The organism is Proteus columbae, from assembly GCF_009914335.1.
In the GTDB taxonomy this organism is placed as follows: Bacteria; Pseudomonadota; Gammaproteobacteria; order Enterobacterales; family Enterobacteriaceae; genus Proteus.
In genome coordinates this window covers 3,724,763-3,745,568 of record NZ_CP043925.1, presented here as the reverse complement: position 1 = coordinate 3,745,568, position 20,806 = coordinate 3,724,763, and the positions used below count along the sequence as shown (strand labels likewise).

The 20,806-nt window shown below is 41.9% G+C and carries 17 protein-coding genes; all 17 read left to right on the top strand.

Features of this window, described 5'->3' with window-relative positions; all coding sequences use genetic code 11:
• Position 1 precedes the first annotated feature (1 nt).
• The 17 genes from tusD to F1325_RS17350 all read left to right on the top strand — a co-directional run bounded on the left by tusD (position 2) and on the right by F1325_RS17350 (position 20,639).
• On the top strand, positions 2–397 hold the full coding sequence (gene tusD, locus F1325_RS17430; protein WP_109374252.1) for a sulfurtransferase complex subunit TusD: 396 nt from the start codon (positions 2–4) through the stop codon (positions 395–397).
• On the top strand, positions 397–765 hold the full coding sequence (gene tusC, locus F1325_RS17425) for a sulfurtransferase complex subunit TusC (RefSeq protein WP_109374253.1): 369 nt from the start codon (positions 397–399) through the stop codon (positions 763–765). Before tusD ends, tusC begins: the two co-directional genes overlap by 1 nt.
• A 31-nt stretch (positions 766–796) precedes the next feature.
• A complete protein-coding gene (gene tusB / locus F1325_RS17420; protein WP_160230765.1) occupies positions 797–1,090 on the top strand; it encodes a sulfurtransferase complex subunit TusB in 294 nt (97 codons plus the stop codon).
• Positions 1,091–1,217: 127 nt separating this feature from the next.
• Entirely contained in the window at positions 1,218–1,592 is a 375-nt protein-coding gene (gene rpsL / locus F1325_RS17415; protein WP_004236497.1) for a 30S ribosomal protein S12, read from the top strand.
• Positions 1,593–1,691: 99 nt separating this feature from the next.
• Positions 1,692–2,162 (top strand): 30S ribosomal protein S7, encoded by a 471-nt coding sequence (gene rpsG / locus F1325_RS17410; RefSeq protein WP_004246897.1) that lies wholly within the window; start codon positions 1,692–1,694, stop codon positions 2,160–2,162.
• Between the two features lie 78 nt (positions 2,163–2,240).
• On the top strand, positions 2,241–4,355 hold the full coding sequence (gene fusA / locus F1325_RS17405; protein ID WP_109374255.1) for an elongation factor G: 2,115 nt from the start codon (positions 2,241–2,243) through the stop codon (positions 4,353–4,355).
• Positions 4,356–4,422: 67 nt separating this feature from the next.
• Positions 4,423–5,607, top strand: a complete 1,185-nt coding sequence (tuf, locus tag F1325_RS17400; RefSeq protein ID WP_160229880.1) for an elongation factor Tu — start codon at positions 4,423–4,425, stop codon at positions 5,605–5,607.
• Positions 5,608–5,880: 273 nt separating this feature from the next.
• The gene (gene secE / locus F1325_RS17395; protein WP_023583091.1) at positions 5,881–6,258 is read left to right on the top strand and encodes a preprotein translocase subunit SecE; all 378 of its coding nucleotides are present in this window, start codon (positions 5,881–5,883) and stop codon (positions 6,256–6,258) included.
• Positions 6,259–6,265: 7 nt separating this feature from the next.
• Positions 6,266–6,811 (top strand): transcription termination/antitermination protein NusG, encoded by a 546-nt coding sequence (nusG, locus tag F1325_RS17390; RefSeq protein WP_004246900.1) that lies wholly within the window; start codon positions 6,266–6,268, stop codon positions 6,809–6,811.
• 146 nt (positions 6,812–6,957) lie between these two features.
• The gene (rplK, locus tag F1325_RS17385) at positions 6,958–7,386 is read left to right on the top strand and encodes a 50S ribosomal protein L11 (RefSeq protein WP_006534703.1); all 429 of its coding nucleotides are present in this window, start codon (positions 6,958–6,960) and stop codon (positions 7,384–7,386) included.
• Between the two features lie 4 nt (positions 7,387–7,390).
• Positions 7,391–8,092, top strand: coding sequence for a 50S ribosomal protein L1 (gene rplA, locus F1325_RS17380; protein WP_023583092.1), 702 nt, complete (start codon positions 7,391–7,393; stop codon positions 8,090–8,092).
• A 326-nt stretch (positions 8,093–8,418) separates the two neighbouring features.
• Positions 8,419–8,916 (top strand): 50S ribosomal protein L10, encoded by a 498-nt coding sequence (gene rplJ, locus F1325_RS17375; RefSeq protein ID WP_006534706.1) that lies wholly within the window; start codon positions 8,419–8,421, stop codon positions 8,914–8,916.
• Positions 8,917–8,979: 63 nt separating this feature from the next.
• Positions 8,980–9,345: a 50S ribosomal protein L7/L12 gene (rplL, locus tag F1325_RS17370; RefSeq protein WP_023583093.1), complete on the top strand. Its 366-nt coding sequence runs from the start codon at positions 8,980–8,982 to the stop codon at positions 9,343–9,345.
• A 349-nt stretch (positions 9,346–9,694) separates the two neighbouring features.
• On the top strand, positions 9,695–13,723 hold the full coding sequence (gene rpoB, locus F1325_RS17365; protein WP_109374341.1) for a DNA-directed RNA polymerase subunit beta: 4,029 nt from the start codon (positions 9,695–9,697) through the stop codon (positions 13,721–13,723).
• Positions 13,724–13,845: 122 nt separating this feature from the next.
• Positions 13,846–18,072: a DNA-directed RNA polymerase subunit beta' gene (gene rpoC / locus F1325_RS17360; RefSeq protein WP_109374342.1), complete on the top strand. Its 4,227-nt coding sequence runs from the start codon at positions 13,846–13,848 to the stop codon at positions 18,070–18,072.
• 79 nt (positions 18,073–18,151) lie between these two features.
• The gene (locus F1325_RS17355; RefSeq protein ID WP_160230891.1) at positions 18,152–19,507 is read left to right on the top strand and encodes a polysaccharide deacetylase family protein; all 1,356 of its coding nucleotides are present in this window, start codon (positions 18,152–18,154) and stop codon (positions 19,505–19,507) included.
• 190 nt (positions 19,508–19,697) lie between these two features.
• Complete coding sequence (locus F1325_RS17350) at positions 19,698–20,639, top strand: Rpn family recombination-promoting nuclease/putative transposase (protein ID WP_109374344.1); 942 nt, start codon at positions 19,698–19,700, stop codon at positions 20,637–20,639.
• Positions 20,640–20,806 lie beyond the last annotated feature (167 nt).

Here is a 20,806-nt window from a genome sequence, read left to right as displayed (position 1 = left end):
TATGAGTTCCTTGACATATTGTTTAGTGGTTACGGGGCCTCATTACGGAACTGAACAAGCTTCAAGTGCCTATTTATTCGCAAATGCCCTTATTGAAAAAGGGCATCAGATTGCACAAATCTTCTTCTATCGGGAAGGTGTTGTGAACGCTAATAAATTGGTATCGCCTGCAAATGATGAATTTGATCTTCCTAAAGCGTGGGTTACCTTGGCGAAAAAACATCAAATCCCCTTGCATGTTTGTGTTGCTGCCGCATTACGTAGAGGAATTATCGATGAGCAGCAGGCCAAAGAGCAGGAAATGGATAGCTATAACATGGCGCCCGAATTTGAGTTAAGTGGTTTGGGTTCACTGGCTCAAGCGATGTTGACCTGTTCCCGTGTGGTGCAATTTTAATGAAGAAAATGAATTCGATCGCATTCCTTTTTACTCAAGCACCTCATGGTAATAGTGCAGGGCGAGAAGGTTTAGATGCATTACTCGCAACCTCGGCATTAACAGAAGATATTGGTGTTTTTTTTATCTCTGATGGTGTGTTTCAACTCGTTGAAAATCAACAACCTGAAGGGGTTTTGTCACGTCATCATGCTGCAACATTTAAAGTGCTACCCTTGTATGATGTGACAAACGTCTATATATCACAGAAAGACATAGCTCATCGTGGATTATCCTCTCAAACTTCTTTTGTATTGGATGCACAGGTGATATCCCAACAAGATATTACTCAAAAATTGAGTGAATATGATGTGGTATTGCGCTTTTAATACAGAAGTTAGTCAGGAAGGTTGAACGGTTATGTTGTATACTTATTCTGTCTCTATTTATCAAAGTGATTTAGAGGCTTTTTTATCTTTATTGACAAAAGAAGATGATGTTTTGTTAATACAAGATGGTGTACTGGCAGTCCTTGAAGACAATCCCTTATTAAAACATTGTCTTCAACAGCAAATTTCAGTTTACGCATTAATTGATGATGTTTTGGCAAGAGGCTTAAAACATCAAGTATCTCATCATATTAAACTCATCAATTATAGTGATTTTGTCGATTTAACGGTAAAACACCCCCAACAAATTCATTGGGGAGCGTAGAATTGCTGTATAATTCTTGACACATGAGCCCGTCAGCAATAAAATTCTGCGTCCTCATGTTTTGTCTTGTTGACAAGACAGAGTTCAAATCCGTGTTTACGAAGCAAAAACCAGGAGCTTTTTTTAAATGGCAACTATTAATCAGCTGGTACGCAAATCTCGTAGCTCGAAAGTTGTTAAAAGCAACGTTCCAGCTCTGGAAGCTTGCCCGCAAAAACGTGGCGTATGTACTCGTGTATATACTACCACTCCAAAAAAACCAAACTCAGCACTGCGTAAAGTATGCCGTGTGCGTTTGACTAACGGTTTCGAAGTTTCTTCCTACATCGGTGGTGAAGGCCACAACTTGCAGGAGCACTCCGTAATCTTAATCCGTGGTGGTCGTGTTAAAGACTTACCAGGTGTGCGTTACCACACTGTTCGCGGCGCGCTGGACTGTTCTGGTGTTAAAGACCGTAAACAAGCTCGTTCTAAGTACGGTGTGAAGAAGCCAAAGGCTTAATGGTTCTCCGTTAAGTAAGGCCAAACATTTTTTCACAAATAATGTCAAAATAAACTCATTGAGTTTTGGACAACCCTGAATTTTAAACGGAGTATTTCCATGCCACGTCGTCGTGTAATTGGTCAACGTAAAATTCTGCCAGATCCTAAGTTCGGATCAGAACTGCTGGCTAAATTTGTAAACATTCTGATGGTAGACGGTAAAAAATCTACTGCAGAGTCTATCGTATATAATGCGCTTGAGACCCTGGCTCAGCGTTCAGGCAAAACTGAACTGGAAGCGTTCGAAATCGCATTAGATAACGTACGTCCTACTGTGGAAGTTAAATCCCGCCGTGTTGGTGGTTCAACTTACCAAGTTCCAGTTGAAGTACGCCCAGTTCGTCGTAATGCATTAGCAATGCGTTGGATTGTTGAAGCTGCTCGTAAACGCGGTGATAAATCCATGGCTCTTCGCCTGGCAAATGAATTATCTGATGCGGCTGAAAACAAAGGCGCTGCTGTTAAGAAACGTGAAGACGTTCACCGTATGGCAGATGCAAACAAGGCGTTCGCACACTACCGTTGGTAATCCACGGAGTATTGCAACTCTTTTCAGGACAGCTCTGCTGTCCTTTACCTGAATTGAACGCCCACGAGAGAGGAAAAAATGGCTCGTCAAACCCCCATAGCACGCTACCGTAATATCGGTATCAGTGCGCACATCGATGCCGGTAAAACCACTACAAGTGAACGTATTCTGTTTTATACCGGTGTAAACCATAAAATTGGTGAAACTCACGAAGGTTCAGCAACAATGGACTGGATGGAGCAGGAGCAGGAACGTGGTATTACTATCACATCCGCAGCAACTACTGCATTCTGGTCTGGTATGGCTAAACAGTTCGAGCCTCACCGTGTAAACATCATCGACACCCCAGGTCACGTTGACTTCACAATCGAAGTAGAACGTTCTATGCGTGTTCTTGATGGCGCGGTTATGGTTTACTGTGCAGTTGGTGGTGTTCAGCCTCAGTCAGAAACAGTATGGCGCCAGGCTAACAAATATCATGTACCACGTATCGCGTTCGTTAACAAAATGGACCGTATGGGTGCAAACTTCCTGCGTGTTGTTGAACAAATCAAAACACGTCTGGCAGCAAACCCAGTTCCACTGCAAATCCCAGTAGGCGCTGAAGAAGATTTCACCGGTGTTGTTGACTTAATTAAAATGAAAGCAATCCGTTGGAATGAAGAAGACCAAGGTGTTACTTTCGAATACGAAGACATTCCTGCAAATCTGCAAGATTTAGCTGAAGAATGGCACAACAACCTGGTTGAATCTGCTGCTGAAGCATCAGAAGACCTGATGGACAAATATCTGGGCGGTGAAGAACTAACAGAAGCAGAAATTAAAGCTGCTCTGCGTAAACGCGTTCTAGATAACGAAATTATCCTGGTTACCTGTGGTTCTGCATTTAAGAACAAAGGTGTTCAGGCAATGCTGGATGCGGTAATTGAATACCTGCCAGCACCAACAGATGTACCTGCAATCAAGGGTATTTTACCAGATGGTAAAGATACTCCAGCAGAACGTCATTCAAGCGACGAAGAGCCATTCTCATCTCTGGCATTCAAAATCGCAACTGACCCATTTGTTGGTAACTTAACATTCTTCCGTGTGTACTCTGGTGTGATTAACTCAGGTGACACAGTTCTGAACCCGGTTAAAGACAAAAAAGAACGTTTTGGCCGTATTGTTCAGATGCATGCTAATAAGCGTGAAGAAATTAAAGAAGTTCGTGCGGGCGACATCGCTGCTGCTATCGGTCTGAAAGACGTAACTACTGGTGATACTCTGTGTGCGATTGATGCACCAATCATCTTAGAACGTATGGAATTCCCAGAGCCAGTAATCTCTGTTGCTATCGAACCTAAGACTAAAGTTGACCAAGAAAAAATGGGTATCGCTCTGAACCGTCTGGCTCAAGAAGATCCATCTTTCCGCGTATCAAGCGACGAAGAAACTGGTCAAACTATCATTGCTGGTATGGGTGAACTGCACTTAGACGTGTTAGTTGACCGTATGCGTCGTGAATTTAAAGTTGAAGCGAACGTAGGTAAACCACAGGTTGCTTACCGTGAAACTATTCGTGATACAGTAACTGATATCGAAGGTAAGCACGCGAAACAATCTGGTGGTCGTGGTCAGTATGGTCATGTTGTTATCGACCTGTCTCCATTACCAGCAGGTGGTGAAGAGAACTACGTATTTATCAACGATATCGTTGGTGGTGTAATTCCTAAAGAATTCATCCCAGCTGTTGATAAAGGTATTCAAGAACAGCTGAAATCTGGTCCATTAGCAGGTTACCCTGTTGTGGATATTCAGGCTCGTTTACATTATGGTTCTTACCATGATGTTGACTCCTCAGAAATCGCGTTTAAAATTGCCGCATCAATGGCATTTAAAGACGGCTTCATGAAAGCTAAGCCAATTCTGCTTGAGCCAGTCATGAAAGTTGAGATTGAAACGCCAGAAGATTACATGGGCGACGTTATCGGTGACTTAAACCGTCGTCGTGGTATGGTTGAAGGTATGGACGATCTGCCTACCGGTAAGATCATCCGTGCTCAAGTACCACTGGCTGAGATGTTCGGTTATGCAACTGACCTGCGTTCACAAACTCAGGGTCGTGCTTCTTACTCTATGGAGTTCTTGAAGTACAACGAAGCGCCTAGCAACGTCGCTCAGGCTATTATCGAAGCTCGTAAAGCGAAATAAGATCCTTTCGAGTTCAATTTAGTTTACGCTCCCTCTATTTGAGGGAGCGATATTAAGGAATATAGTCGTGTCTAAAGAAAAATTTGAACGTTCAAAACCGCACGTTAACGTTGGTACTATCGGCCACGTTGACCACGGTAAAACAACTCTGACTGCTGCAATCACTACAGTTTTAGCTAAAACTTATGGTGGTTCTGCTCGTGCATTCGATCAAATCGATAACGCACCAGAAGAAAAAGCTCGTGGTATCACCATCTCTACTTCACACGTAGAATATGACACTCCAAGCCGTCACTACGCACACGTAGACTGCCCAGGTCACGCCGACTATGTTAAAAACATGATCACAGGTGCTGCGCAAATGGACGGAGCTATCCTGGTTGTTGCTGCGACTGATGGCCCAATGCCACAAACTCGTGAGCACATCCTGTTAGGTCGTCAGGTTGGTGTTCCTTACATCATCGTATTCCTGAACAAATGTGACATGGTAGATGATGAAGAGTTACTGGAATTAGTAGAAATGGAAGTTCGTGAACTTCTGTCTCAGTACGATTTCCCAGGTGACGACACTCCAGTAATCCGTGGTTCAGCGCTGAAAGCACTGGAAGGCGAAGCTGAGTGGGAAGCGAAAATTGTTGAATTAGCAGAAGCACTGGATTCATACATCCCAGAACCAGAGCGTGCAATTGACAAACCATTCCTGTTACCAATCGAAGACGTATTCTCAATCTCAGGCCGTGGTACAGTAGTAACAGGTCGTGTTGAGCGTGGTGTTATCAAAGTTGGTGAAGAAGTTGAAATCGTTGGTATCAAACCAACAACTAAAACAACTTGTACTGGCGTTGAAATGTTCCGTAAATTACTTGACGAAGGTCGTGCAGGTGAGAACGTTGGTGTTCTTCTGCGTGGTACTAAACGTGAAGAAATCGAACGTGGACAAGTTCTGGCTAAACCAGGTTCAATCAAGCCACACACTAAATTCGAATCAGAAGTTTATATTCTGAGCAAAGATGAAGGTGGTCGTCACACTCCATTCTTCAAAGGCTACCGTCCACAGTTCTACTTCCGTACAACTGACGTAACTGGTACTATCGAATTACCAGAAGGCGTAGAAATGGTAATGCCAGGTGACAACATCAACATGATCGTTGAACTGATTCACCCAATCGCGATGGACGACGGTTTACGTTTCGCTATCCGTGAAGGTGGCCGTACAGTAGGTGCGGGCGTTGTTGCTAAAGTATTAGGTTAATTACTCGCGTAATTTCCTAAAAAAGGGCATCAATTGATGCCCTTTTTATGCGTTGTTTGAAAAAGAACCTATCTCATCACTAGTTTGTTGTAAATTATTGGTGAGATAGGCTCTGATACAACGAATCGAGTCCAGTATCTTGCAGATACGAATGTCATAGAGATATGACACTGTGTCAGATGCAATCATAGTTGATTTTATGGTTAGTCTGATTTGTTTTGCTCTTGCGAGGCAAGCTGGCTATTTATTTACATCATAGTGACAGGTTAATTTATGAGTGCGAATAGCGGAGCTCAAGATAGCAAGCGCGGTGGTGATATCGCTAAGTGGATCATTACCGTTTTATTGCTGGCAGTAGCAGTGGGTGGCAACTATCTTTACCGTGAATTTAACCTAGCGTTGCGAGCTTTAGCTGTTGTTGCTTTGTTCGTAGCAGCAGGTGGGATCGCGTTGTGGACAACACAAGGTAAAGCAACGTTAGCATTTGCTCGTGAAGCGCGTATTGAAATGCGTAAAGTAGTATGGCCAACACGTCAAGAAACATTGCAGACAACCCTGATTGTTGCTGCGGTGACGGCTATTGTGTCATTAGTTCTTTGGGGACTGGATGGCATTCTGGTTCGTTTTGTTTCATTTATTACTGGCCTGTGAGGTGTTCATGACTGATTCTCCAAAAAAACGCTGGTATGTCATTCAGGCATTTTCAGGCTTTGAAGGCCGTGTTGCACAGTCTCTGCGTGAACATATCAAATTAAACGAAATGGAAGACTCATTCGGCGAAGTTATGGTTCCAACCGAAGAAGTGGTTGAGATCCGTAGCGGTCAACGTCGCAAAAGTGAGCGTAAATTTTTCCCAGGGTATGTTCTTGTCCAAATGGTCATGAACGATGCAACTTGGCACTTAGTACGTAATGTACCTCGTGTTATGGGATTCATTGGCGGAACGTCAGACAGACCTGCACCAATTAGCGATAAAGAAGTTGATGCGATTATGAATCGCTTACAACAAGTTGGTGATAAACCGCGTCCTAAAACACTGTTTGAACCAGGTGAAATGGTTCGTGTTAGCGATGGTCCATTCGCTGACTTTAATGGTGTTGTTGAAGAAGTTGATTACGAAAAAAGCCGCTTAAAAGTCTCTGTATCAATCTTTGGTCGTGCAACACCAGTTGAATTAGACTTTAGTCAGGTTGAAAAAGGTTAAACCTTTTTACGCTGCTTTCTTGCAAAAGGTGGAAAAGTTATCTACAATTTTCCACCTTTCGTTTTGAGTTGTTTTGTCATAAGACAGAACAAAGTAAAATCGGGGAGCCCTAGCCGGGCGATATACCCAAATTGAGGAATTAATTAATGGCTAAGAAAGTCCAAGCCTATATCAAACTGCAAGTTTCTGCAGGTATGGCTAATCCAAGTCCACCAGTTGGTCCAGCTCTGGGTCAACAAGGTGTTAACATCATGGAATTCTGTAAAGCATTCAACGCTAAAACTGAGAGCGTAGAAAAAGGTTTACCAATTCCTGTTGTTATTACAGTTTACGCTGACCGTTCTTTCACTTTCGTTACCAAAACTCCTCCAGCAGCAGTTCTGCTGAAGAAAGCTGCGGGCGTGAAATCAGGTTCTGGCAAACCGAACAAAGAGAAAGTAGGTAAAATTACTTCTGCTCAAGTTCGTGAAATCGCAGAAACTAAAGCTGCGGACCTGACTGGTGCTGACGTTGAAGCTATGATGCGTTCAATTGCTGGTACTGCTCGTTCCATGGGCCTGGTAGTGGAGGATTAATCTGATGGCTAAACTAACCAAGCGCATGCGCAATATCCGTGAGAAAGTTGAAGTAACTAAACAGTACGAAATTGCTGAAGCTGTTGCTTTACTGAAAGAACTGGCTACTGCTAAATTCGTTGAAAGCGTTGACGTTGCTGTTAACCTTGGCATCGATGCACGTAAATCAGATCAAAACGTTCGTGGTGCAACTGTACTTCCACACGGTACTGGCCGTTCAGTTCGCGTTGCTGTATTCGCACAAGGTGCAAATGCAGAAGCTGCTAAAGAAGCAGGCGCTGAATTAGTCGGTATGGACGACTTAGCTGCTAAAGTTAAAGCTGGCGAAATGGACTTTGACGTTGTTATCGCATCTCCAGATGCAATGCGCGTTGTAGGTCAATTAGGTCAAATCCTTGGCCCACGTGGCTTAATGCCAAACCCGAAAGTGGGTACTGTAACTCCTAACGTTGCTGAAGCAGTTAAAAATGCTAAAGCTGGTCAGGTTCGTTACCGTAACGACAAAAATGGTATTATCCATACCACTATCGGTAAAGTTGATTTCAACGAAGCTCAGTTGAAAGAAAACTTAGAAGCTCTGCTGGTTGCTCTGAAAAAAGCAAAACCATCAGCAGCGAAAGGCGTTTATATCAAGAAAGTAAGCCTGTCTACCACTATGGGTGCAGGTGTTGCGATTGATCAAGCTAGCTTAAGCGCGACAGTTTAATCTTAGATTAGACTAAAGTCATAAAAGACTTTACCTTGGCGTCAAATTTGTATAGAATTTGACGCCTTGAGTTTAGCTATGTTGTATTTTATTCAAGTCGACATAACTAAATTCTCTGAATTTCGGTTGGAGTCTGGCCTATCCAGACCCCGTCCAAGACCGCAGGTGTAAGTAATTACTTAATTTTCCTGCGTAGACGGTGAGAGAGCCAATAAAGAATTATATATTCTGGATTCTACTCACCGTGTTTTAGCGCTTATACCATTGTGGTAATAAGTGATGTGAGTCCCGAGTTTTTACTCGGTTAATCCAGGAGCAAGAAGCTAATGGCACTAAATCTTCAAGACAAACAAGCGATTGTTGCTGAAGTCAGCGAAGTTGCCAAAGGTGCGCTTTCTGCAGTTGTTGCGGATTCCCGTGGCGTTACTGTAGCTAAAATGACCGAACTGCGTAAAGCATGTCGTGAAGCTGGCGTTACTGTACGTGTAGTACGTAACACACTTCTGCGTCGTGCTGTTGAAGGTACTTCTTATGAAGTACTGAAAGATGCATTTGTTGGTCCAACCTTGATTGCATTTTCTGCTGAACATCCGGGCGCTGCTGCTCGTCTGTTCAAAGATTTCGCGAAAGCGAACCCAGCATTCGAGATTAAAGCGGCTGCCTTTGAAGGTGAGTTTATCCCAGGTTCGAACATCGATCGTCTGGCTACACTCCCAACTTACGATGAAGCAATCGCACGCCTGATGGCAACCATGAAAGAAGCCTCTGCAGGCAAATTGGTTCGCACTCTGGCTGCTCTGCGCGATCAGAAAGAAGCTGCTTAATAGCCAATTTCTTCGTTGCTTTATTTACGTATAAACTTTTTCTGAATTTTAGGAACACTTGTTATGTCTATTTCTAAAGACGATATCTTAAACGCAGTTGCTGAAATGTCTGTAATGGACGTTGTTGAACTGATCTCTATGATGGAAGAAAAATTCGGTGTATCTGCTGCTGCAGCTGTTGCTGTTGCTGCGGGTCCAGCAGAAGCTGCTGAAGAGAAAACTGAATTTGACGTTATCCTGAAAGCTATCGGCGGTAACAAAGTAGCAGTAATCAAAGCAGTACGTGGCGCTACCGGTCTTGGCCTGAAAGAAGCTAAAGACTTAGTAGAATCTGCACCAGCAGCTCTGAAAGAAGGCGTAAGCAAAGATGATGCTGAAGCTCTGAAGAAAGCTCTGGAAGAAGCAGGCGCTGAGGTTGAAGTTAAATAATTTAACTTCCCAGAGTGCAGCCTAACGGCTGATGGCTGGTGATTTTTTGGTCACCAGCCTTTTTGCGCTGTAAGGTAAGAGTCACTTTTTCACACTTTTTTGGTGTCTCATTACTTCAATATTTTTTGCTATTGACGACTTAATATACTGTGTTAGTCACTACGATCCACGTTCTCGAAAGCTCGGTAGTGATCTTGGCACAATGAAATGATTTAAGAGTAATAGCAATGAATATTCGGAAAATAGTTGTTTTCCTACCTACAAAAAAACAGTGTTTGCAGAATGTCGAGCCATCCTTAAAGTTAAGGACAGGCAGAGTGGGTCACTTTTCAGCGAGCTGAGGAACCCTATGGTTTACTCCTATACCGAGAAAAAACGTATTCGTAAGGATTTTGGTAAACGTCCACAAGTTCTGGATGTTCCCTATCTCCTTTCTATCCAACTTGACTCGTTCCAGAAGTTTATCGAGCAAGATCCTGATGGTCAAAACGGTCTGGAAGCAGCTTTCCGCTCCGTATTTCCTATCCAAAGCTACAGTGGTAATGCTGAATTACAATATGTCAGCTACCGCTTAGGCGAGCCTGTTTTTGATGTTAAAGAATGTCAGATCCGCGGTGTAACTTATTCAGCACCTCTGCGTGTAAAACTGCGTCTGGTCATTTATGAACGTGAAGCCCCAGAAGGCACCGTTAAAGACATCAAAGAACAAGAAGTCTATATGGGTGAGATCCCATTAATGACCGATAATGGTACCTTTGTTATCAATGGTACTGAGCGTGTTATCGTTTCCCAGTTACACCGTAGCCCTGGTGTGTTCTTTGATAGTGACAAAGGTAAAACACACTCTTCAGGTAAGGTACTGTATAACGCACGTATTATCCCTTATCGTGGCTCATGGTTAGACTTCGAATTCGACCCTAAAGATAACCTTTTTGTCCGTATTGACCGTCGCCGTAAATTACCTGCGACTATCATTTTACGCGCAATGAACTACAGCACTGAAGAAATCTTAGGATTATTCTTCGAAAAAACATTGTTTGAAATTAGCAACAACAAGCTGATGATGACATTAGTGCCTGAACGTCTGCGTGGTGAAACTGCTTCATTTGATATTGAAGCAAACGGCAAAGTGTATGTCGAAAAAGGCCGTCGCATTACCGCTCGCCATATTCGTCAATTAGAAAAAGAGCAAGTTGACCGCATTGAAGTACCTGTTGAATACATTGCAGGTAAAGTGGTTGCTCGTGACTATATTGATGAAGCGACAGGTGAACTGATTTGTGCTGCTAACATGGAAATCTCTTTAGATGTGTTAGCTCGCTTAAGTCAAGCTGGTCATAAAACGATTGAAACACTGTTTACCAATGACTTAGATCATGGTGCTTATATTTCAGAAACTGTTCGCGTCGATCCTACAAACGATCGTTTAAGCGCATTAGTTGAAATCTATCGCATGATGCGTCCTGGTGAACCACCTACACGCGAAGCAGCAGAAAATTTATTTGAGAACTTATTCTTCTCTGAAGATCGTTATGATCTGTCTGCTGTTGGTCGTATGAAGTTCAACCGTTCTTTAGGCCGTGACGAAGTTGAGGGTTCTGGCATCCTAAGCCAAGAAGATATCATTGAAGTAATGAGAAAACTGATTGATATCCGTAATGGTAAAGGTGAAGTGGATGATATTGACCACTTAGGTAACCGTCGTATTCGTTCTGTTGGCGAAATGGCTGAAAACCAATTCCGTGTTGGTCTGGTGCGTGTTGAACGTGCAGTTAAAGAGCGTCTATCTTTAGGCGATCTTGATGCATTAATGCCACAAGATATGATCAACGCAAAACCGATTTCTGCTGCTGTCAAAGAATTCTTTGGTTCTAGCCAGTTATCACAGTTTATGGATCAGAATAACCCGCTATCAGAAATTACGCACAAACGTCGTATTTCTGCATTAGGCCCAGGTGGTTTGACCCGTGAACGTGCAGGCTTCGAAGTTCGAGACGTACACCCAACTCACTACGGTCGTGTGTGCCCAATCGAAACACCTGAAGGTCCAAACATCGGTCTTATCAACTCATTATCTGTTTATGCACAGACTAATGAGTACGGTTTCTTAGAAACGCCTTACCGTGTTGTTGAAAACAATGCCGTAACAGATGAAATTCACTATCTGTCTGCAATCGAAGAAGGTAACTTCATCATTGCTCAGGCTAACTCCGTATTAGACGATGACAATCACTTCGTTGAAGAATTAGTTACTTGCCGTCATAAAGGTGAGTCAAGCTTATTTAGTCGTGACCAAGTTCAGTACATGGACGTTTCAACCCAACAGGTTGTTTCTGTCGGTGCTTCACTGATCCCATTCCTTGAACACGATGACGCCAACCGTGCATTGATGGGTGCGAACATGCAACGTCAGGCTGTTCCTACACTTCGTGGTGATAAACCACTGGTAGGTACAGGTATGGAACGTGCGGTAGCGGTTGACTCCGGTGTTACTGCGGTTGCTAAACGTGGTGGTGTTGTTCAGTATGTTGATGCTTCTCGTATCGTTATCAAAGTTAACGAAGAAGAGACTTACGCTGGTGAAGCGGGCATCGATATCTACAGCTTGACCAAATACACTCGTTCTAACCAGAACACATGTATTAACCAAACTCCTTGCGTATCTTTAGGTGAACCTGTTGATCGTGGTGACGTGTTAGCCGATGGTCCTTCAACAGACCTTGGTGAGTTAGCATTAGGTCAAAACATGCGCGTGGCATTTATGCCATGGAATGGTTATAACTACGAGGACTCCATCCTTGTATCTGAACGTGTTGTTCAAGAAGATCGTTTCACTACTATCCATATTCAAGAACTTGCTTGTGTCTCTCGTGATACTAAGTTAGGGCCTGAAGAGATCACAGCTGATATCCCGAACGTCGGTGAAGCAGCGTTATCTAAACTGGATGAATCAGGTATCGTTTATATCGGTGCTGAAGTGAAAGGTGGTGACATTCTGGTTGGTAAAGTAACACCTAAAGGTGAAACTCAACTGACTCCAGAAGAGAAATTGCTGCGTGCTATCTTCGGTGAAAAAGCGTCTGATGTTAAAGATTCTTCTCTGCGTGTTCCTAATGGCGTGTCTGGTACAGTTATCGACGTACAAGTCTTCACCCGTGATGGCGTAGAAAAAGATAAACGTGCATTAGAAATCGAAGAATCACAGTTACGTGAAGTTAAGAAAGACTTAACTGAAGAACTGCGTATCTTTGAAGCTGGTCTATTCGCTCGTATCCGTGGTGTTCTGATTGCTGGCGGTATTGAAGCTGAGAAATTAGATAAATTACCTCGTGAACGTTGGTTAGAGCTGGGTATTGCGGATGAAGAAAAGCAAAACCAGTTAGAACAATTAGCAGAACAGTATGATGAACTGAAAGCTGAGTTCGCGAAGAAACTGGAAGCTAAACGTCGTAAAATCACTCAAGGTGATGATTTAGCACCAGGCGTGCTGAAAATCGTTAAGGTTTACCTGGCTGTTAAACGTCAGATCCAACCTGGTGATAAGATGGCGGGTCGTCATGGTAACAAGGGTGTTATCTCTAAGATTAACCCAATTGAAGACATGCCATACGATGAAAACGGCAATCCAGTAGACCTCGTATTGAACCCACTGGGTGTACCATCACGTATGAACATCGGTCAGATCCTTGAAACTCACTTGGGTATGGCTGCTAAAGGTATCGGTGATAAGATCAACGCGATGCTGAAACAGCAACAAGAAGTTGCTAAATTACGTGAATTTATCCAGAAAGCTTACGATCTGGGTATGGCACCTCGTCAGAAAGTTGATCTGGACACCTTCAGCGATGAAGAAGTGTTACGTCTGGCTGAAAACCTGAAAAAAGGTATGCCAACCGCAACACCAGTGTTCGATGGTGCAGAAGAAATGGAAATTAAAGAGATGCTGAAATTAGCTGATCTTCCAACTTCTGGTCAGATTACACTTTTCGATGGTCGTACAGGTGAACAATTTGAGCGTCCAGTAACTGTTGGTTACATGTACATGCTGAAACTGAACCACTTAGTTGATGACAAGATGCACGCCCGTTCTACTGGTTCGTACAGCTTGGTTACTCAGCAACCTCTTGGTGGTAAAGCACAGTTTGGTGGACAGCGTTTCGGGGAGATGGAAGTGTGGGCACTGGAAGCATACGGTGCAGCTTATACTCTTCAAGAAATGCTTACTGTTAAGTCGGATGACGTTAACGGTCGTACCAAAATGTACAAAAACATCGTTGATGGTAACCATCAGATGGAACCAGGTATGCCAGAGTCGTTCAACGTATTGTTGAAAGAGATCCGTTCACTGGGTATCAACATCGAATTGGAAGACGAATAACGGATTCCATATAGACAGACTGCTAGAAATGGCAGTCTGTCAAACAGTGACTACACTGGTTTAAAGGGGTGAATGACAGGGGTCATTTGCCTGGCAGGTCTAACTCCGACAGGAGCCATTTCGTGAAAGACTTATTAAAGTTTCTGAAAGCGCAAACCAAGACCGAAGAGTTTGATGCGATCAAAATTGCTCTGGCATCACCTGATATGATCCGTTCATGGTCATTTGGTGAAGTTAAAAAGCCAGAAACAATTAACTACCGTACGTTCAAACCAGAGCGTGACGGTCTTTTCTGTGCCCGTATTTTCGGACCAGTAAAAGATTACGAATGTTTGTGTGGTAAATACAAACGTTTAAAACACCGTGGTGTTATCTGTGAGAAGTGTGGCGTTGAAGTTACACAAACTAAAGTTCGTCGTGAACGTATGGGTCACATCGAATTAGCTTCTCCAGTTGCTCACATTTGGTTCTTGAAATCACTACCGTCCCGTATCGGTCTGCTGCTGGATATGCCACTGCGCGATATTGAACGTGTACTGTATTTCGAATCTTATGTTGTTGTTGAAGGCGGAATGACTAGCCTTGAGCGCGGACAAATCTTAACAGAAGAGCAATATCTTGATGCATTAGAAGAATTCGGTGACGAATTCGATGCGAAGATGGGTGCAGAAGCTGTTCAGAACTTGTTACAGAGCATGGATCTGGAACAAGAGTGTGAAACGCTGCGTGAAGAGTTAAATGAAACTAACTCTGAAACTAAACGTAAGAAACTGACTAAACGTATCAAGTTACTTGAAGCATTCATGCAATCAGGCAATAAACCTGAGTGGATGATCTTAACTGTACTGCCTGTGTTACCACCAGACTTACGTCCACTGGTTCCACTAGATGGCGGTCGTTTTGCGACTTCAGACCTGAACGATTTATATCGTCGTGTGATCAACCGTAACAACCGTTTAAAACGCCTGCTTGATTTAGCAGCACCAGACATTATCGTACGTAACGAAAAACGTATGTTACAAGAGTCTGTGGATGCGTTATTAGATAACGGTCGTCGTGGTCGTGCGATCACAGGTTCTAACAAACGTCCTCTGAAATCTTTGGCTGATATGATCAAAGGTAAACAAGGTCGTTTCCGTCAAAACCTGTTAGGTAAACGTGTTGACTATTCTGGTCGTTCTGTAATCACCGTTGGCCCATACCTGCGTCTGCATCAGTGTGGTCTACCGAAGAAAATGGCTCTTGAGTTATTCAAACCATTTATTTACGGAAAACTGGAAACCCGTGGTTTAGCGACAACAATCAAAGCCGCTAAAAAAATGGTTGAGCGTGAAGAAGCGGTTGTTTGGGATATCTTAGATGAAGTTATCCGCGAACACCCAGTGATGCTGAACCGTGCACCAACACTTCACCGTTTAGGTATTCAGGCATTTGAACCAATCCTTATCGAAGGTAAAGCTATTCAGTTACACCCACTCGTTTGTGCGGCATATAACGCCGACTTCGATGGTGACCAAATGGCGGTTCACGTACCACTGACATTAGAAGCACAGTTAGAAGCTCGTGCGCTGATGATGTCAACAAACAACATTCTGTCTCCAGCAAGTGGTGACCCAATCATCGTTCCTTCACAGGACGTTGTATTAGGTCTGTACTACATGACTCGTGACTGCATCAATGCCAAAGGTGAAGGCATGGTGTTAAGTGGTCCTAAAGAAGCTGAACGCGTTTATCGCGCAGGTTTAGCCTCTTTACACGCACGCGTTAAAGTACGTATCACTGAAGAGATCAAAGATGGCGAAGGTAATATCACCACTGAAACTAGTTTAAAAGACACAACTGTTGGCCGAGCTATTTTATGGATGATCGTACCAAAAGGCCTACCTTACGCGCTGGTTAACCAACCATTAGGTAAGAAAGCAATTTCTAAAATGCTGAATACCTGTTATCGCGTATTGGGCTTGAAGCCAACCGTTATTTTTGCTGACCAAATCATGTATACCGGTTTTGCTTACGCAGCACGTTCAGGTGCTTCAGTAGGTATCGATGACATGGTTATCCCTGCGAAAAAAGCAGAGATCATTGCAGAAGCAGAAGCAGAAGTTGCAGAAATTCAGGAACAGTTCCAATCCGGTCTGGTAACAGCGGGCGAACGTTACAACAAAGTTATCGATATTTGGGCTGCGGCGAATGAGCGCGTAGCAAAAGCGATGATGGAAAACCTGTCTACTGAAACCGTTATTAACCGTAATGGTGAAGAAGAACAACAAGTATCTTTCAACAGCATCTTTATGATGGCTGACTCCGGTGCTCGTGGTTCTGCAGCTCAGATCCGTCAGTTAGCAGGTATGCGTGGTCTGATGGCTAAGCCAGATGGCTCAATCATCGAAACACCTATTACAGCAAACTTCCGTGAAGGTCTGAACGTACTCCAGTACTTCATCTCAACTCACGGTGCTCGTAAAGGTCTTGCGGATACCGCACTGAAAACAGCAAACTCCGGTTACTTGACTCGTCGTTTAGTTGACGTTGCACAAGACTTAGTCGTAACAGAAGACGACTGTGGTACAACCGAAGGTGTTATGATGACTCCGGTTATCGAAGGTGGTGATGTTAAAGAACCACTGCGTGAACGTGTATTAGGTCGTGTGGCTGCAGAAGATATTCTGAAACCAGGTACTGCCGATATTCTTGTTCCACGTAACACCCTGTTAAACGAAAAACTGTGTGACTTGTTAGAAGAAAACTCAGTTGACAGCGTGAAAGTACGTTCAGTTGTAACCTGTAACACAGACTTCGGTGTGTGTGCTAATTGTTATGGTCGTGACCTTGCTCGTGGTCATATCATTAACAAAGGTGAAGCTATCGGTGTTATCGCAGCACAGTCAATCGGTGAACCAGGTACACAGTTAACGATGCGTACGTTCCACATCGGTGGTGCGGCATCTCGTGCGGCAGCAGAATCTAGCATTCAAGTACGTAACAAAGGTACTCTGAAGCTATTCAATGCGAAGTTCATTACTAATACTGCTGGTAAATTAGTTATCACTTCTCGTAACACTGAATTACGTTTAATTGACGAATTCGGTCGTACGAAAGAGAGCTATAAAGTACCTTACGGTGCTCAATTAGCGAAGGGTGATGGCGAAGCGGTTAACGGTGGCGAAACTGTTGCTAACTGGGATCCACATACAATGCCAGTTGTGAGTGAAGTATCTGGTATCATCCGTTTTGCAGACATGGTTGATGGTCAAACTATCACACGTCAAACAGATGAATTAACAGGTCTTTCTTCACTGGTTGTTTTGGATTCAGCAGAGCGTACAGGTAGCGGTAAAGATTTACGTCCAGCATTACGCATCACTGATGCACAAGGTAATGACGTATTAATCCCGAATACTGATATGCCAGCACAGTACTTCCTGCCAGGTAAAGCGATTGTTCAGTTAGACGATGGCATTACAATTAACGCTGGTGACACTTTAGCGCGTATTCCACAAGAATCTGGCGGTACTAAAGATATCACCGGTGGTCTGCCACGCGTTGCTGACTTGTTTGAAGCTCGTCGTCCGAAAGAGCCTGCAATCCTTGCTGAAATCAGCGGTATTGTTTCGTTCGGTAAAGAGACTAAAGGTAAACGTCGTCTAGTTATTTCTCCATTAGACGGTAGCGATGCATACGAAGAGATGATCCCTAAATGGCGTCAACTTAACGTATTCGAGGGTGAGGTTGTGGAACGCGGTGATGTTATTTCCGATGGGCCAGAATCACCACACGACATTCTGCGCTTACGTGGTGTTCATGCGGTTACTCGCTATATCACTAACGAAGTACAGGAAGTTTACCGTTTACAAGGCGTTAAGATTAACGATAAACACATCGAAGTTATCGTTCGTCAGATGCTACGTAAAGTTACCATTGAGAACGCAGGAAGCTCTGAGTTCCTCGAAGGCGAACAGGTTGAATACGCTCGCGTTAAAGTTTCAAACCGTGTTCTGGAAGATGATGGTAAAGTACCAGCAACGTATGCTCGTGACCTGTTAGGTATCACGAAAGCATCTCTGGCAACTGAATCCTTCATCTCTGCTGCATCGTTCCAAGAAACAACTCGTGTTCTGACGGAAGCTGCGGTAGCGGGTAAACGTGATGAATTACGTGGCTTGAAAGAAAACGTTATTGTTGGTCGCTTGATCCCAGCTGGTACTGGATATGCGTATCACCAAGATCGTATGAAGCGTCGTCAATCACAACTGCCGACAGATGAAACTGAAACAACAATCAGTGCTGATGAAGCATCTGCTAACTTAGCAGAATTACTGAATGCTGGTTTTGGTGGATTAAAAGACTAAAATCTAATTTAGATTAGATTGAAATGCCCTCCATTGTGAGGGCATTTTTTGTTTCTGTTCTACATAAGTAGGCGAAATGATGAGAATAATAGCGAATATTTTGATTATTCTATGTTTTATTTTTACTGGATTTGCTTCAGCAGTGTCTTATGAAAGAGGTATTCCAACAGAAGCTCAATGGGATTTAAAAATGCCCATTACAACATTGATGCAACTTCGCCAACAAAAAACGTTATATGCATTTGTAGGGGATAAATTGCAGCCTGTTGCAGAACTTTTTCCTAACCAAAGTTTTTATGCATCAGTTACAGAGGGTGATTACCACAAAATACAATTTGGGAATGCTCAAGGTTATCTTGAAGCGGGCTATCTAGAAGATGGCTATTTTGAAGATATAGCTTCAATGAAACCAGATAAGAAAATACGTTTCTTATCAGATAGCACGAAGAAAGCAGATTATCCTATCTACGAATATTTAATTACGACAAAAAATACTCCTATCTATAGTGATAAAGATATTGCTAGCCCACAAATAGCGACACTCTTACCCAATTTACGTTACCCCGTGTTATCTCGCACAATAAAAGAAGATACTAATGGAAGTAAAATCAATTGGTTTGAAATCTCTTTAGGTGATCGCTTAGGTTATATTTCATCAAGGGATGTAAAGCCTGACTTAGGGATACCAGTACTTACTTATCACCATATTCTTAAAGTTACGGAAAACCATAATTTTCGCCATACATCAACAACAACATCATTAACTGCATTTACAGAGCAGATGAATTATTTAAAAGAAGCTGGATATGAAACGCTTTCGCTCAATCAAGTTGCTGGCTATTTAAATAAGAGTGTTAATTTACCAGGCAAAGCTGTTGCATTAACATTTGATGATGGTTTGCAATCCGTTTATCGTTATGCTTATCCTCTTTTAAAAGAAAATGGTCAACGAGCAACACTATTTGTTATCTCATCACGAATAAAATCCAAAACACCTAAGTGGGCACCTAATTCATTACAATTTATGAGTTGGCAATCACTCAAATCGAGTCGTGATGTTTTTGATATTCAGTCACATTCCCATTTTTTACATCGTTTAGATAATAATAAAAAACCTATTATTTTTAGCCGTCAGTCCCACACAATTATATTAGACTTACAACGCTCACAACGTGTATTGCGATTATTAAATCCACATCAATATGCCTTTGCATATCCTTTCGGTGGATATAATCAAAGGGCAATTACTGCAGTTAAAGCGTCTGGTATGACATTGGCGGTGACAACTCAACAAGGAAAAGTTCGTTTAGGTGATCCTCCTTTTGCACTAAAACGGCTCTATGCTTTGAGTACAGACCCTATTGAGAAATTTGCGAGAATGGTGGGTAATGATGAATATGAAGTCGTTAATAAAAATATCGTTGTTGATAAATAATTAAAAATAAAATTTATAATCTTAAAAAATACCTTTGATATTTATTGAAGGTATTTTTTATTCCTCTATTACTAATTCAGTTAAGATCAATAAATAACTTATATTTTTCAGATAATTATGATGATTTTTTAGTGATAAAAATTTATTTTTTTCTGTAAGCTGGCAATCCAAATTCAGTATGGAGCCAGTTATGAAAAAGCCTATATCTATATCTTCTTATGATTCTGCATTTAAACGCTTTATGATGAATGTCAGTAATGCGAAAGATTTCTTCTTTGTTCATTTACCAGAGGAATTAAAAAGTCATTGTGATTTTTCGACGTTACAATTGCAAAATTCTTCTTTCATCGATATTAAATTACGTTCTCGTATGTCTGATATTTTGTATTTAGTGAGAACTAAAGAGGGTGATATTCCTATTTATTTACTGATAGAGCATCAATCTAGGCCAGATAAAATGATAGCTTGGCGCATGATGAATTATGCATTTTCCACTATGAATCAACATTTACAGCAAGGTTATAAATCGTTGCCTCTCGTTGTTCCTATTTTGTTTTATCATGGCAAGAAAAAACCTTATCCTTTTCCTGTTAATTGGATGTCATGCTTTCCACTTACTTCACTTGCTAATAAGCTTTATTCTAATAATTTCTCTTTAATTGATTTGACTTCAATTGATGATGATATTTTGCTGACACATAAAAAAGCAGCGGTAATGGAAATTGCAATGAAGTATGTTAATAGTTGTCATGATCTTAATAAGATTGCAATGCTTCTATCAAAAGCAATAAATCAGAAAAACTGCAGAGATGAGGACACGATTATTGTCGTAGAATATTTATTCTCAATTCTGGATGCATCAGACTTTGAATTTGTTATCAATAAAATAGTTGAACAGGTAGATAGCCACAGAGAGGTGATTATGAATATAGCGTGGAGATTAGAAAATAAAGGGTTTGAATTAGGTAAAAATGAGGGTATTAAATTAGGTAAAACGGAAGGTATTGAGATTGGTAAAAAAATAGTACAAATAGAATTAGCTCAAAATTTATTAAAAGAGAATTTTGATCTTTCATTGATCGAAAAAATATCAGGTTTGAGTATGCAAGAACTTGAAGAATTAGCAGTATAAGAATTAAGTTAATTATTTTATATAATATTAAATTAAAAATATCCTAAGACATTATTTATAATCTTTTATTTTTCTTTAATTATTTTAAGTTTATTACATGTTATTTTTATTGAGTTATTTAATAAAAACCGCCTTTATTATTTGTAATTAAATTAATTAAAAGCGGT